We start from the raw sequence: 14,679 nt of genomic DNA on the forward strand, positions 1-14,679 counted from the left end.
GGCCCGGCCCGGCACCGTCAACCCCTGCCCCATCCCCAACGGTGCCGGGCCGAATGCGCTTTCGGGAAACAGCAAACCCCTCAGTGCGATGGCGCTGTCAGCATGGTTGCGCCGTAGATAGCGGACGGGTCGCCTTTGCCGGTGGCCGATTGCAGCAGGATGGCGCAGCCGTCGCGCCGGTCGTTGCCGATGACATTGGCGGGAAGAACGATGCGCAGCGGCATGCCTTCCCACATGCCGACCGTCTGCACGTCGGTCACCGTATGCCAGTAGGTGATTTCCCGGCCGGTATTCTCGCCCTTGTCGACCTTGATGACCTGCTGCTTGTCGAAATAGGCGATGACGACATTGGCCTTGCCGGTGCCGGGACCGATATTGATTTCCAGTTCGTCCCCGCGCAGAGACGCCTCGACACCGACGCTAAGGCCGTCACCGGCGGATTTCAGGCTGTCGAGCTTTGCGTTGATCGCCTGCAGGTCAGTTCCCTTCATATGGGCGCGACCATTGACGATCACCTGCGGCGTATAGACGTTGGCGCGGCCGAGCGTGCGGGCATAGGCATATTGCCGCTCGGTATTTTCCTTGGAACTCATCGTGTCCTTCCAGCCGAGATAGTTCCAGTAATCGACGTGATAGGCGATCGCCACGACGTCGCCCTGCCGGATCAGTTTCTCCAGCGCCGCGTCAGCCGGCGGGCAGGAGGAACAGCCCTGCGAGGTAAACAACTCGACCACGCCCTTGGGCTTTACCGCTTCCTCGGCGCAGATCGGCACCGTCACCGTGACGCCGAGCACCAGACAGGAAACGAAACGCACAACGGGCATCAGTCCACACCTCTTTCCAGAACATCGCCGCCCGGCTGGAGCGGCAATGCTTCAAACGTCGGTCATAAAGCAAAATCGTTTCCGATCCGCAAAGCCACCCCGCTTATGCGACCGGACGGGCCATGGCCCGATGTTGGCGGTAGAACTACAACGTTGCTCCATCAACGGGAAGTCACGATGGGGTGATACTGCACATATGAAACAAATCTGCCGGGAAGTTTCCTCCCCGGCAGCAAAAGGCGAAATTTTCTTCCCGAAAACTCAGGCTGCGAGGTCGCGCAGAACCGTCTGCAGGATGCCGCCATTGTTCATATACGTCACCTCGTCGAGGGTATCGATGCGGCAAAGGATCGGAACGTCCTTAACGCTGCCGTCGGCATAGGTGATCCTGGCCACCTTCTTCTCGCGCGGCTTGATGTCGCCTTCGAGGCCGTCGATCTCGACGATCTCGTCGCCCTTGAGACCGAGGCTCGCCCAGGTCGTGCCTTCCTCGAAGACGAAGGGAACGACACCCATGCCCACCAGGTTCGAGCGGTGGATACGCTCGAAGGACTGGGCGATGACGGCGCGGACGCCGAGCAGGTTGGTGCCCTTGGCCGCCCAGTCACGCGACGAGCCGTTGCCATATTCAACGCCGGCGAAGATGACGAGCGGAACGCCTTCGGCCTTGTACTTCATGGCCGCATCGTAGATCGACATCTCTTCCTTCGACGGATAGTGGATGGTGAAGCCACCTTCCTTGCCGTTCGGGCCGAGCATGTGGTTGCGGATGCGGATGTTGGCGAAGGTGCCGCGCATCATCACTTCATGGTTGCCGCGGCGCGTGCCGTACTGGTTGAAGTCGGCGACGGCGACACCGTTATCGGTAAGGTAGGCGCCCGCAGGCGAGGCCGCCTTGATCGAACCGGCCGGCGAAATGTGGTCGGTGGTGATCTTGTCGCCGAAGAGACCGAGGACGCGGGCGCCCTTGATGTTCTTCAGGCCCGAACCGGTCTTGCCCATGCCGACGAAGTAGGGCGGGTTCTGCACGTAGGTCGACTTGTCGTCCCAGGCATAGGTCTGACCGGCGGGAACCTGAACGGCCTGCCAGTTTGCGTCGCCCTTGAACACGTCGGCATACTTGGTTTCGTACAGTTCGCGCGTGACGTATTTCAGGATGAATTCCTGGATCTCGTGCGACGTCGGCCAGATGTCCTTGAGATAGACCGGGTTGCCGTCCCGGTCGTTGCCGATCGGCTCCGTGGTCAGGTCCTTCTGCACCGTGCCGGCCAGCGCGTAGGCGACGACCAGCGGCGGCGAGGCGAGGTAGTTCGCCTGGACGTCCGGCGAGATGCGGCCTTCGAAGTTGCGGTTGCCCGACAGGACGCCCGCGGTGATCAGGCCCTTGTCGTTGATCGTCTTCGAGATCGGCGCCGGCAGCGGGCCGGAGTTGCCGATGCAGGTGGTGCAGCCGAAACCGACGAGGTTGAAGCCGAGCTTGTCGAGGTCGGCCTGCAGGCCGGACTTGGCAAGGTATTCGCCGACGACCTGGCTTCCCGGCGCCAGCGACGTCTTCACCCACGGCGCCGACTTCAGCCCCTTGGCGACCGCATTGCGGGCGAGCAGGCCGGCAGCGATCAGCACCGACGGGTTGGAGGTGTTGGTGCACGAGGTGATGGCGGCGATCGCCACGTCGCCATGGCCGAGATCGAAGTCTTCGCCTTCGACGGCATACCGGTTGGTCAGCTGGCCGGGCTTCTTGTAGTCGTTTTCGAGCGCCGTCGCGAAGTTCGGCGCGATGGTTTCGAGCGGCAGGCGGCCTTCCGGACGCTTCGGGCCGGCCATCGACGGCACGACGTCGCCGAGGTCGAGTTCCAGCGTGTCGGTGAAGACGAGGTCGGAGCCGTCGCCCTCGCGCCACATGCCCTGCGCCTTCGAATAGGCTTCGACCAGCGCGATGCGGTCGGTCTTGCGGCCGGACATGGTGAGGTAGTTGATGGTTTCGCCGTCGACCGGGAAGAAGCCGCAGGTGGCGCCGTATTCCGGACCCATGTTGCCGATGGTGGCGCGGTCGGCGAGCGACATCGAATCGAGGCCGGGGCCGAAGAATTCGACGAACTTCGAAACGACGCCCTTCTTGCGCAGCATCTGCACGACGGTCAGAACCAGGTCGGTCGCCGTGACGCCTTCCTTGACCTTGCCGGTGAGCTTGAAGCCGATGACTTCGGGCAGCAGCATCGAGACCGGCTGGCCGAGCATGGCCGCTTCGGCTTCGATACCGCCGACGCCCCAGCCCAGCACGCCGAGGCCGTTGATCATCGTGGTGTGCGAATCGGTGCCGACGCAGGTGTCGGGATAAGCGACGGTTTCGCCGTCCTCTTCCTTGGTCCAGACGGTCTGGCCGAGATATTCGAGGTTGACCTGGTGACAGATGCCCGTCCCCGGGGGAACCACGCGAAAATTCTTGAATGCCTGCTGGCCCCACTTCAGGAAGCGGTAACGCTCGCCGTTGCGCTCATATTCGAGCTCGACGTTGCGGGCAAAGGCGTTCGGCGTGCCGAACTCGTCGACGATGACCGAGTGGTCGATGACGAGATCGACGGGAACGAGCGGGTTGATCTTTTCCGGATCGCCGCCGAGCGCCTTGATGCCGTCACGCATGGCCGCCAGGTCGACGACGGCAGGAACGCCGGTGAAGTCCTGCATCAGCACGCGGGCCGGGCGATAGGCGATTTCGTTTTCAGCGGTGCCCTTGTCGACCAGCCAGCCGGCAATGTTTTCGATGTCGGACTTGGTGACCGAGCGGCCGTCTTCGTTTCGGAGCAGGTTCTCCAGCAGCACCTTCATCGAATAGGGGAGCTTGGAAACGCCGGCGAGGCCATTGGCTTCCGCTTTCGGCAGGCTGAAATAGACATAGTCCTTGCCGTCCACCGTGAGCGTGGAACGACAATTGAAACTGTCGAGAGATTGAGACACGAGAGACCCCGTTTCTGATTGCCAACACAGTCGTGCGAACGCCCATGCACTTCATGCACATCAGGATGCGGGTACGGCCATTTCCGCTGTCCGCACGTGGGAACTGCTGCCCGCAATCCCCGAAGTTCGGCGGAAGGATGAAGATCACGCCGACCGCTGGCGTGGTTGCAAGTCTTATAGATAATTTCTAAGAAAGGTTCCAGACCACAGAGAGCCGGTTTGGGACATTTTTTGCAACGCAATGACTAAAATCCTAACGAAAGCGACGAGGCATGCTTCTGACCGCCGAAAGCCTTGCCGCGCGGCGCGGTGAAGACCTGATATTCGTGAATGTTTCCTTTCGCTTAGGCAGAGGTGAAGCGCTGGTTCTGACCGGTCCGAACGGCTCGGGAAAATCGACGCTGCTGCGCGTCATTGCCGGGCTTCTGCCCGCGGAAACCGGCCATGTCTCAATTGCCGGCGAAGGGGTCGAATCCGGCAGCCGGCCCGGCGAATTCAGCCATTATCTCGGCCATCGCAACGCCATGAAAAAGGAACTGACCGTGGGTGAAAACCTGCGTTTCTGGCAGGTCTTTCTCGGCGACGCGCCCGGAGGAAGCGCAATGACGATCGAAGACGCCGCCGACACCGTCGGCCTCGGCGGCATCACCCACCTGCCGTTCGGATATCTTTCCGCCGGCCAGCAGCGGCGATTCGCCATTGCCAAGCTGCTCGTCGCCTACCGGCCGATCTGGATCCTCGACGAACCGACCGCCGCCCTCGACGCCAGCGCCGACCGGATGTTCGCCGACCTCGTCACCCGCCACCTCGCGGCCGGCGGCATCGCGCTTGCCGCCACGCACCAGCCGCTCGGGCTGGAAGGCGCGCAGCAATTGCGCATGACCGGCTTTGCCGGGGTGGACGCGGAGGTATGGGCGTGAAAGCCAGCCATCCGACCGACCCATTCATGCCCTCCCGTTTGCCTTTACAAACCCTTATCCGGCTTGACGGCCTTCTTGTTGCTCTGTCCAGTACGCTCGAAGATGGGATGAGACGATCCGGCTTGACCTCTTCTCCCCCACGGGGAGAAGGTCCCGGCAGGGGAATGTGGGGGTGCTACACGGCAAAACCTGCCCTTTTCGCCCCCCCCTCATCCGACCCTTCGGGCCCCCTTCTCCCCGAGGGGAGAAGGGGACGAGCGGCACCGCTTCTCGCATTTATACTGTCCCCTTTCTCCTTTTCCGGGAAGACGGTCGAGATAACGAGCACACCTGGGAGGGCCGGCCGTTGATCGCCCTCTTCCTCCGCGACCTGAAACTGTCGATCCGTGCCGGCGGCGGCGCCCTCATCGGCGTATTGTTCTTCATGACCATCGTTGCCGTCATTCCCTTCGGCGTCGGGCCGGACCTCAATCTGCTCGCTCGCATCGGCCCGGCGATCGTCTGGATCGGCGCGCTGCTGTCCGCCCTTCTCGGCCTCGACCGGCTGTTCCAGGCCGAGCGCGAGGACGGCTCGCTCGATCTCCTCCTGATGCACGAGACGCCGCTGGTGCTGACCGTCGCCGTCAAATGCCTGGCCCACTGGGTGGGAACCAGCCTGCCGCTGGTGATCGCATCCCCCCTGCTCGGCCTGTTCATGAACATGGACGAGACGGCGATCGCTGCCGTGATGCTGACGCTGATCGTCGGTTCGCCGGCGATCACCTTCATCGGCGCCGTCGGAGCAGCGGTGGCGGTGGTTTTGCCGCGCGGTGGGCTGCTGGTGTCGATCCTCGTCCTGCCGCTGACGGTTCCGGTGCTGATCTTCGGCGTCAGCGCCACCTATGCCGCCGTCCAGGAGCCGGCGCCGTTTATGCCGCCCTTCCTGATTCTCGTCGCCATCACCCTGTTCTTTGCCGCTCTCGGTCCCGCGGCGGCGGCGCTGGCGCTGCGCAACAGCGCGGAGTGACCGAGATCAATTGCAGCCTGCGCGATATCAGGCTAAACATCCGGCATGAGCGAAAACAGCCTGGCCATCACCAAATTCAGCGATCTTGCCAATCCGACCCGGTTCCTGACACTGGTCGCCCGCCTGCTGCCGTGGATGGCAGGCACCACCGTGCTGCTTTTTGCGCTCGGCCTCTATCTCGGCTTTGCCGCCGAAGGCGATTATCAGCAGGGCGAGACGGTACGGATCATGTATGTGCATGTGCCGGCAGCCTGGCTGTCGATGATGTGTTACACCGTCATGGCGGCCTCGGCGATCGGCACGCTGGTCTGGCGCCATCCGCTTGCCGATGTCTCCGCCAAGACCGCGGCACCGCTCGGCGCCGGCTTCACGCTGATCGCGCTGATCACCGGCTCCCTGTGGGGCAAGCCGATGTGGGGCACCTGGTGGGTGTGGGATGCGCGGCTGACCTCGGTTTTTGTGCTGTTCCTGATGTATCTCGGCCTGATCGCGCTGAACCGCGCCATGGACGATCCGTCGAAGGCCGCCCGCGTCAGCGCCGTGCTGATCCTCGTCGGTTTCGTCAATATTCCGATCATAAAATTTTCCGTCGAATGGTGGAATACGCTGCACCAGCCGGCCAGCGTCGTAAGGCTGGACGGCCCGACCATCGATCCGGAGTTTTTACGGCCGCTGCTGGTCATGGCCGTTGCCTTCACCGTGTTGTTCTTCACGTTGCACCTGGCGGCGATGCGCAACGAGATCCTGCGCCGCCGGGTCAGCGCCCAGCGCCGGCTTGCCGCCCGCATGGCCGCGCGGGAGGCATGAGCGGATGAGCCACGCCTTCTACGTCTATGCCTCCTATGTCGTCACGGTGATCATCATCGGCTGTCTTATCGGCTGGACCTGGCTCGATGGCCGCGCCCGCCAGCAGGAACTGCGGACGCTGGAAGCGTCGGGCATTCGCCGGCGCTCGGCCAAACCCGCCGACGAGACAAAATCATGAGCAGCGATATCGAGGAAAAAGCCCCGCCGCCGCGGCGTGGACTGCGCATTCTGCTGGCGCTCCTGCCGCTGATTGTCTTCACCGGCCTTGCCGCCGTGTTCCTGATGCAACTCGGCTCCGGCAAGGATATTTCCGAGATCCCCTCGGCGCTGATCGGCACAAAGGCCCCGGTGCTGAACCTGGCGGCGCTCGAAGGCGCCAACGTGCCGGCGCTGACCGATGCCGCCGTCAAGGGCAAGCTGTCGCTGGTCAACGTCTTCGCCTCGTGGTGCGTGCCCTGCCGGCAGGAACACCCGATCCTCAAGGAGCTGGCAAAGGACAGCCGCATCACCATCGTCGGCATCAACTACAAGGACCGGCAGGAAAACGCCCTGCGCTTCCTCGGCGAACTCGGCAACCCCTATGCCGCCATCGGCGTCGATCCCAACGGCAAGGCGGCGATCGACTGGGGCGTCTACGGCATTCCGGAATCCTACCTGGTCGCCGCCGACGGCACGATCCTCTACAAGCGCGTCGGCCCCTTCGACGACAAGAGCGTGCAGGAGGGCCTGTATCCGGCGATCGAAAAGGCGCTGGCTGTCAAATAAATCAGAGCCCGCTTTGCCAGGTCTTGATCGCTTCCAGCGGCCAGACCAGCATGATGACGTTGAGCGTCAGGTTGTCGCGGATGATCCAGCCGGTAAAAATCTCGAAGAAGATGGCGATGACGACCGTCACCCACACCGGGGCGCGCGCGGCAAAAAAGAAGCCGAGCGTCATGAACACCGTGTCCATCGCCGAATTCAGGATGCTGTCGCCATAATAATCGAGTGAGATCGTCGCCGTGCGGTAACGATCTATAATGATCGGCGAGTTTTCGAGGATTTCCCAGGCGGATTCGATGACGAGCGCCAGAAGCAGCTTTGCCGCCAGCGGCTTGCGGCGCAGAACCAGGAAACCCAATCCGTAGAACAGGAAGCCGTGGATGATGTGCGACGGCGTGTACCAGTCGGACAGGTGCTGCGAATTGCCGCTGGAATTGACCGTGCCTTCCCAGAGCTTGACGTAGCCGCATTCACAGATCGGCAGCCGGCCCATCCAGTATTCGGCCAGGATCTGCACGAGAAACACGCAAAAGCCGGCGAAAAGCCAGTAGCGCGCCGATTGGCCTCCGGCAGCCTCGGCCTGCCCGGCGACTGTCAATTCTCACCTTCCGCCACGGCATCGACCGTGTGGCGCATGATCAGCGGCATCTGCGCCAGAGTGAAGAGAATGGTGATCGGCATGGTGCCCCAGACTTTAAAATTGACCCAGAGATAATCGGCCATGTCCTTGTCGGGCAGGTAATACCAGTTGGCGCCGCGCCAGACGACTTCGTTCAGCACCGCCAGGAACAGGAAGAAGATGCCCCAGCGCAGCGTCAGCTTGCGCCAGCCGTCGTCGTCGAGCTGGAAGGCGGCGTTGAAGACATAGCCCAGCAGCGACTTGCCGAACAACAGGCCGCCGAGCAGCACGACGCCGAACAGCGTGTTGACGATGGTCGGCTTCATCTTGATGAAGGTTTCGTCCTGCAGCCAGATCGACAGCGAACCGAAGACCAGAACCACCACGCCCGAAACGAAAGGCATCACCGGCAGGTGGCGGAAGACGATCTTGGAAATGACCAGCGAGATCACCGTCGCCACCATGAACAGCGCCGTGGCGATCAGCAGCGGGCCGCCGATCGCCGACAGTTCCGGAAAGGTTTTCGCCAGCCACTCGCCGCGCAGGTTGCCGAAGAAGAAGACGAGCAGCGGGCCAAGCTCCAGCGCCAGCTTCAGCATCGGATGCTGCCGCTCGGCGCGGCTCGGGGCATTTTCGCTTTGCGTGGTCGTCATCGTTTCGGAACCCTGTTTTTCTCTTCGCAATGCCGGACGCCGAACCGCGTTCCGCCTGGTGCCGGACTTGCTGATGAAGGCGCGGCCTTTGCCCCTTATCCGTGGCCAATCTGTGACATCATTGCGCGATGCCTGCAATCGCCCGCGCGAAATCGTTGGCCTCGAACGGTTCGAGATCGTCGACGCCCTCGCCGATACCGATGAAATAGACCGGCAATTTGTGCTTCGCCGAGATGGCGACGAGAATACCGCCGCGCGCCGTGCCGTCGAGCTTGGTCATGATCAGGCCATTGACGCCGGCGACGTTGCGGAAGATTTCCACCTGCGACAGCGCGTTCTGGCCGGTGGTGGCGTCGAGCGTCTGCAGCACCGTGTGCGGCGCGTCGGGATCGAGCTTGCCGAGCACGCGGACGATCTTTTCAAGCTCGGCCATCAGCTCGGCCTTGTTCTGCAGCCGGCCGGCGGTATCGATGATCAGCACGTCGCATTTTTTCGCCTTTGCCTGCTCGAAGGCATCGTAAGCGAGGCCGGCAGCATCGGCGCCGAGCTTGGTGCCGATGAATTCCGATTGGGTGCGGTCGGCCCAGATCTTCAACTGCTCGATGGCGGCTGCGCGGAACGTGTCGCCGGCGGCCAGCATGACCTTCAGCCCGGCGCCGGAGAGTTTTGCCGCCAGCTTGCCGATGGTCGTCGTCTTGCCGGTACCGTTGACGCCGACGACGAGGATGACATGCGGCTTGTGGTTGAGATCGAGTTGCAGCGGCTTGGCGACCGGCGTCAGCACCTTGGTGATTTCCGATGCCATGATGCGGCTGACATCCTCGCCGGTGACATCCTTGCCGTAGCGCTCGGAAGACAGCGTATCGGTAACACGCATCGCCGTCTCGACGCCGAGATCGGCCTGTATCAGCAGGTCTTCGAGATCCTGCAGCGTCTGCTCGTCGAGCTTGCGCTTGGTGAACAGCGCGGCGATCTGGCCGGTCAGCTGCGAGGAGGTGCGCGAAAGTCCCTGGCGCAGGCGCTGGAACCAGGAAAGTTTTGCCTGCGGCGCGACCGGCAGCGGCTCAATGACGGCCGGACCGGTGGAAAAACCTTTGGGCAAGGCCGGATCGGCGCGGCCGGTTACTTGCACCTCTTCCGCTTCGTCGGAAATTGCCCCGACAGGATGCGCAGCCGGCTCATCCACGGGCTCGGGCGCCGCGACGCTGTCGGCATCACGGGCGGCTTCCACCAGCGTTTCGTCGCCGGCAACAGCGACAGCCTGGACGGGACCGTCACCAGAATCTCCCCGGCGATCCTCTTCCCCTGCATCGCGAAGCGCCTGGTCGAATGACGGTTCGGCAGCGGCGACGTCCTCAACCGCCTCGACGGCCGCTTCCGCCTGCAGCAATGACAGAGGTGTCACGCCGAGATCGCCGATCTGGTCGACAGCCGGCAGCAGCGGCGGATCTTCCTCCACCCCGTCGTCGGACGGGCCGCCGGCCGTGTCCATGACTTCCGGCGCCACCGGATCTGCCGGTGATACCGGCAGATCCTCCTTGCGCGCATGCGGCTCGGTCTCCGCCGCGATTGCGGTCTTTTCTTCGGGCGTCAGCGCGAAAGGAGACGGAGGCGCCTGCTCGACCGGCTTTTCCTTGCCGAAGGTAAAGACTTTTTTGATGAAACCGAGGGCCATGAATGATCCGTGACGTCAGGCCGCCTGCGCCGCCTTCAATTGCATATCGAGGTGCTTGCCATTGTGGCCGGTGATGACGACCGGCACAAGGTCGCGCGGCTTCAGCCCCGCCGCGCCCACAAGCGTGAAATTTTCCGTATGCGCAAGCCCGTTGTTTTCAACCAGCAATATCTGCTCGCTGCCGACCATCGCATCGAGATGGGCATTGTGGAGGTCCGTGCCCACCGCCCGCAGCCGTGCCGCCCGCTCCTTCACCAGCGCCCGGTCGAGTTGCGGCATGCGCGCCGCCGGCGTTCCGGGCCGGGGGCTGTAAGGGAAGACGTGCAGGAAGGCGATGCCCGCCTCGCGCGCCATCGAGGCGGCATTGTCAAACATGGCGTCGGTTTCGGTCGGGAAACCGGCGATCATATCCGCGCCAAAACTCATGTCCGGCCGCAGCCGCCGCACATCCTCGATAAAACGCAAAGCGTCGGCGCGGGCATGGCGCCGCTTCATGCGTTTCAGGATCATGTCGTCGCCATGCTGCAGCGACAGGTGCAGATGCGGCATGAAGCGCGGCTCCTCGGCGATCAGGTCGAAGAGGTGCCGGTCGGCCTCGATGCTGTCGATCGACGACAATCTGAGCCGGCGAATATCCGGCACATGCTTCAGCAGGGTTTTCGCCAGCAGGCCGAGGCTCGGCCCGCCCGGCAGGTCTCCGCCGTAGCTGGTGGCATCGACGCCGGTCAGCACGATCTCGCTATAACCGCCCTCGACCAGTTTTCGCGCCTGGTCGACGACGGCGCCCATCGGCACCGAGCGGGAATTGCCGCGGCCATACGGAATGATGCAGAAGGTGCAGCGGTGGTCGCAGCCGTTCTGCACCTGGATGAAGGCGCGCACATGGCCGTCGATGTGTCTCACCATCTGCGGCGCCGTGTGGCGCACGCTCATGATATCGTTGACGCGCAGCTTCTCTTCGGCCGAAACGCCGAAATCCGGCAGGGCGCGGTAGGAGGCGGAGGCCAACTTCTCCTCGTTGCCAAGCACCGCATCCACCTCGGGCATTGCGGCGAAGCTATCCTTCTCCACCTGGGCGGCACAGCCGGTGACAATAATGCGGGCATGCGGATTTTCACGCCGTGCGCGGCGAATGGCCTGGCGCGCCTGGCGCACGGCCTCGCCGGTGACGGCACAGGTATTGACCAGCACCGCATTGTTGAGCCCGGCCTTTTCCGCCTGCGCCCGCATGACTTCGGATTCGTAGGTGTTCAGACGACAGCCGAAGGTGATGACCTCGACGCCGCTCACTGCGCCTTGGCCCCCGCTTCCGTTTCGCGCGCCCAGGCGCCGGTCGAAGGATCGAGCGTGCCGGACCATTCCCATTCCGCCGGGCCGGTCATGATCACATGGTCGTCGCGCTCGCGCCATTCGATGGTGAGGCTGCCGCGGTTCGGGCTGCTGGCGACGGTGATGGTGACATTGCGCCCGGTGCGGCCGGTGCGGGCGGCGGAAACACCCGACGCGCAGGCGGCCGAACCGCAGGCGAGCGTCAGCCCGGCGCCGCGCTCCCAGGTGCGGGTGGTCAGCGACGACGGCGAGGTGACCTGAGCCAGCGTGATATTGGCTTTTTCCGGAAACATCGGATGGTTTTCGAGCAGCGGGCCGAAACGGTGCAGATCATAGGACATCACGTCCTGGTCGACCCAGAAGACGGCATGCGGATTGCCCATCGACATGACTGAGGGCGAATGCAGCACCGGATTGTCGATCGGGCCGATCTGCAACTCGATGCGGCTGGTATCGTAAAATTCCTCCGCCAGCGGAATGCGGTCCCAGGCAAACACCGGCTTGCCCATGTCGACGGAAATCGTGCCGTCCGCATGCTCGACGGCATTGAGGATGCCGGCCACCGTCTGGAAGGTAAAGGTCTTCTTGCCGGTCTCGGCGGCGAGCGCCTGCACGACGCAGCGCGTGCCGTTGCCGCAGGCCTGCGCCTTGGAGCCATCACAATTCAGGATGTCGATCCAGGCATCCGTGCCATCCGCCTTGGGATCATAGACCGCCATGATCTGGTCGAACTGGGTGGCGGGGTCGGCATTCAGCGCGATCGCCGCTTCCGGGGTCACCTTGTCTTTCCGGCCACGCATATCGACCACCAGGATCTTGTTGCCAAGCCCGTTCATCTTCGCGAATTCGACCGTATAACTCATGGATTCAGTCCTTGTTCTCCGGGCTATATGGCCGAATCCTCGCCGAATTACCAGTGGTACGGGGCACGGACAGGCGTCGTTGCCGACCGAAAAGCAGATCGGAAGGATTGAATCCTTGACTTTGCCGGGATTTTGCTGTTAATCGCGGCAAATCTGCGACGAGACAAGCACTCCGAGCCGCCGACCGGGACCCGTGAAGGTATAAAGAGATCCCGGAGGTCAACACCCGACAGCGCGATGCGCCCTCGGGTGCTTTTTGGCTTTGCGTCTTGTTTTCGTCAAGCGATATACCGACGTTTCAGGTGATCTTGAAACGAAGAAGGAAGAGCTAATGTTTGAGAACCTCCAGGACCGTCTTGGTTCCATCCTGAATGGACTGACCGGCCGTGGCGCGCTGTCGGAAGCCGATGTTTCCGCCGCCCTGCGGGAGGTTCGCCGCGCGCTGCTCGAAGCCGACGTGGCGCTGGAAGTCGTTCGCTCATTCACCGACCGTGTGCGCGAAAAGGCCGTCGGCGCCGAAGTGCTGAAGTCGATCAAGCCCGGCCAAATGGTCGTCAAGATCGTCCATGACGAGCTGATCGAGATGCTCGGCTCCGAGGGCGAAAGCATCGACCTCAATGCGCCGGCCCCGGTCGTCATCATGATGGTCGGCTTGCAGGGCTCGGGCAAGACGACGACGACGGCGAAGATCGCCAACCGGATGAAGACGCGCGATCGCAAGAAGGTGCTGATGGCATCGCTCGACACGCGCCGTCCGGCCGCGCAGGAGCAGCTGCGCCAGCTGGGCGTCCAGACCGGCGTCGACACGCTGCCGGTGATCGCCGGCCAGTCGCCGACCGATATCGCCGCACGCGCCGTGCAGGCGGCCAGGCTCGGTGGCCACGACATCGTCATCCTCGACACCGCCGGCCGTACGCATATCGACGAGCCGCTGATGGTCGAGATGGCGGACATCAAGAAGAAGTCCAATCCGCACGAGATCCTGCTCGTCGCCGACAGCCTCACCGGCCAGGACGCCGTCAACCTCGCCCGCAACTTCGACGAACGCGTCGGCATCACCGGCCTGGTGCTCACCCGCATGGACGGCGACGGCCGCGGCGGTGCGGCCCTTTCGATGCGTGCCGTCACCGGCAAGCCGATCAAGCTGATCGGCGTCGGCGAAAAGATGGGCGAGCTGGAGGAATTCCACCCCCGCCGCATCGCCGACCGTATCCTCGGCATGGGCGACATCGTCTCGCTGGTCGAGAAGGCCGCCGAAAACATCGACGCCGAAAAGGCGGCGGCCATGGCCGCTAAGATGGCCAAGGGCAAGTTCGACCTGAACGACCTCGCCGACCAGATCGGCCAGATGCAGAAGATGGGCGGCATGGGCGGCATCATGGGCATGATGCCCGGCATGTCGGGCATGAAGGACAAGATGGCCGCCGCCGGCCTGGACGACAAGGTGTTCAAGCGCCAGCTCGCCATCATCTCCTCGATGACCAAGGCCGAGCGGTCCAACCCCGACCTGCTCAAGCATTCGCGCAAGAAACGCATCGCCGCCGGCTCCGGCACCGATGCCTCCGACATCAACAAGCTTCTGAAGATGCACCGGCAGATGGCCGACATGATGAAGATGATGGGGGGCAAGGGCAAAGGCGGCATGATGAAGCAGATGATGGGCGGCCTGGCCTCGAAGATGGGTCTTGGCGGCATGGGGGGCATGGGAGGCATGCCCGACCTGTCGAGCCTCGATCCGAAGCAGCTGGAAGCCTTGCAGAAGCAGGCGGAAGCCGCCGGCCTCGGCAAACCTGGCGGCCTGCCCGGTCTCGGCAGCGGCATGCCCGGCCTCGGCGGTGCGAAGCTTCCGGGTCTCGGCGGTGGTTTCCCCGGTCTTCCCGGCCTGCCGAAGAAGAAGTGAGGGGAGGAAAAACCTTAAAATGATCGATCCCGACGTCAAAGAACAACTGAGCGGCTACCGCCAGTCGATCGACAATATCGACGCCGCTCTCGTGCATATGCTGGCCGAACGTTTCCGCTGCACCAAGGCAGTGGGCGTACTGAAAGCCACGCATGACCTGCCGCCGGCCGACCCGGCGCGCGAAGAATACCAGATCAGCCGCCTTCGCCGCCTGGCGAAGGATGCCAGCCTGGACCCGGATTTTGCGGAAAAGTTCCTGAACTTCATCATCACCGAAGTGATCCGGCATCATGAAGCCATCGCTGCCGAACACGGCAGCACCCAGCACACCGCCTGAACACAGCGGTCCAAAACAGCCCAAGGAGT

The 14,679-nt window shown here is 63.2% G+C and carries 14 protein-coding genes; 7 read left to right on the forward strand and 7 right to left on the reverse strand.

Annotation, left to right across the window (positions count from 1 at the left end; translation table 11 throughout):
- Positions 1 to 80 precede the first annotated feature (80 nt).
- Together DEM27_RS17080 and acnA are read right to left on the reverse strand one after the other, a co-directional pair.
- Positions 81 to 824 (reverse strand): DUF1223 domain-containing protein, encoded by a 744-nt coding sequence (locus DEM27_RS17080; protein ID WP_109459451.1) that lies wholly within the window; start codon positions 822 to 824, stop codon positions 81 to 83.
- 261 nt (positions 825 to 1,085) lie between these two features.
- Positions 1,086 to 3,779: an aconitate hydratase AcnA gene (gene acnA, locus DEM27_RS17085; RefSeq protein WP_109459452.1), complete on the reverse strand. Its 2,694-nt coding sequence runs from the start codon at positions 3,777 to 3,779 to the stop codon at positions 1,086 to 1,088.
- Positions 3,780 to 4,051: 272 nt separating this feature from the next.
- On the opposite strand from acnA, the gene ccmA reads away from it, so the two are divergent.
- The 5 genes from ccmA (at position 4,052) to DEM27_RS17110 (ending at position 7,277) form a co-directional block, all read left to right on the forward strand.
- A complete protein-coding gene (ccmA, locus tag DEM27_RS17090; RefSeq protein ID WP_109459453.1) occupies positions 4,052 to 4,699 on the forward strand; it encodes a heme ABC exporter ATP-binding protein CcmA in 648 nt (215 codons plus the stop codon).
- Positions 4,700 to 5,045: 346 nt separating this feature from the next.
- Positions 5,046 to 5,705, forward strand: a complete 660-nt coding sequence (gene ccmB, locus DEM27_RS17095) for a heme exporter protein CcmB (protein ID WP_109459454.1) — start codon at positions 5,046 to 5,048, stop codon at positions 5,703 to 5,705.
- Positions 5,706 to 5,750: 45 nt separating this feature from the next.
- The gene (locus DEM27_RS17100) at positions 5,751 to 6,512 is read left to right on the forward strand and encodes a heme ABC transporter permease (RefSeq protein ID WP_109459455.1); all 762 of its coding nucleotides are present in this window, start codon (positions 5,751 to 5,753) and stop codon (positions 6,510 to 6,512) included.
- Between the two features lie 4 nt (positions 6,513 to 6,516).
- Entirely contained in the window at positions 6,517 to 6,690 is a 174-nt protein-coding gene (gene ccmD, locus DEM27_RS17105; protein WP_109459456.1) for a heme exporter protein CcmD, read from the forward strand.
- Positions 6,687 to 7,277, forward strand: coding sequence for a DsbE family thiol:disulfide interchange protein (locus DEM27_RS17110; protein WP_109459457.1), 591 nt, complete (start codon positions 6,687 to 6,689; stop codon positions 7,275 to 7,277). Before ccmD ends, DEM27_RS17110 begins: the two co-directional genes overlap by 4 nt.
- Before the next feature lies 1 nt (position 7,278).
- Here DEM27_RS17110 and DEM27_RS17115 read toward each other — a convergent pair whose 3' ends face one another.
- The 5 genes from DEM27_RS17115 to dapF form a co-directional block, all read right to left on the reverse strand.
- Complete coding sequence (locus DEM27_RS17115; protein ID WP_109459458.1) at positions 7,279 to 7,872, reverse strand: DUF2585 domain-containing protein; 594 nt, start codon at positions 7,870 to 7,872, stop codon at positions 7,279 to 7,281.
- Positions 7,869 to 8,546 carry a septation protein A gene (locus DEM27_RS17120; protein WP_109459459.1) on the reverse strand — a complete coding sequence of 226 codons (678 nt, stop codon included), beginning with the start codon at positions 8,544 to 8,546 and terminating at the stop codon, positions 7,869 to 7,871. Before DEM27_RS17120 ends, DEM27_RS17115 begins: the two co-directional genes overlap by 4 nt.
- Before the next feature lie 118 nt (positions 8,547 to 8,664).
- The gene (ftsY, locus tag DEM27_RS17125; protein WP_109459460.1) at positions 8,665 to 10,221 is read right to left on the reverse strand and encodes a signal recognition particle-docking protein FtsY; all 1,557 of its coding nucleotides are present in this window, start codon (positions 10,219 to 10,221) and stop codon (positions 8,665 to 8,667) included.
- A 15-nt stretch (positions 10,222 to 10,236) separates the two neighbouring features.
- Positions 10,237 to 11,511, reverse strand: a complete 1,275-nt coding sequence (gene mtaB / locus DEM27_RS17130) for a tRNA (N(6)-L-threonylcarbamoyladenosine(37)-C(2))-methylthiotransferase MtaB (protein ID WP_109459461.1) — start codon at positions 11,509 to 11,511, stop codon at positions 10,237 to 10,239.
- Positions 11,508 to 12,413 carry a diaminopimelate epimerase gene (dapF, locus tag DEM27_RS17135; RefSeq protein ID WP_109459462.1) on the reverse strand — a complete coding sequence of 302 codons (906 nt, stop codon included), beginning with the start codon at positions 12,411 to 12,413 and terminating at the stop codon, positions 11,508 to 11,510. Before dapF ends, mtaB begins: the two co-directional genes overlap by 4 nt.
- Before the next feature lie 331 nt (positions 12,414 to 12,744).
- On the opposite strand from dapF, the gene ffh reads away from it, so the two are divergent.
- Positions 12,745 to 14,313: a signal recognition particle protein gene (gene ffh, locus DEM27_RS17140; RefSeq protein ID WP_109459463.1), complete on the forward strand. Its 1,569-nt coding sequence runs from the start codon at positions 12,745 to 12,747 to the stop codon at positions 14,311 to 14,313.
- A gap of 19 nt (positions 14,314 to 14,332) precedes the next feature.
- The gene (locus tag DEM27_RS17145; RefSeq protein ID WP_109459464.1) at positions 14,333 to 14,650 is read left to right on the forward strand and encodes a chorismate mutase; all 318 of its coding nucleotides are present in this window, start codon (positions 14,333 to 14,335) and stop codon (positions 14,648 to 14,650) included.
- The last annotated feature ends 29 nt before the right edge of the window (positions 14,651 to 14,679 follow it).

It is taken from the genome of Rhizobium album (assembly GCF_003122325.1).
Lineage (GTDB): Bacteria > Pseudomonadota > Alphaproteobacteria > Rhizobiales > Rhizobiaceae > Metarhizobium > Metarhizobium album.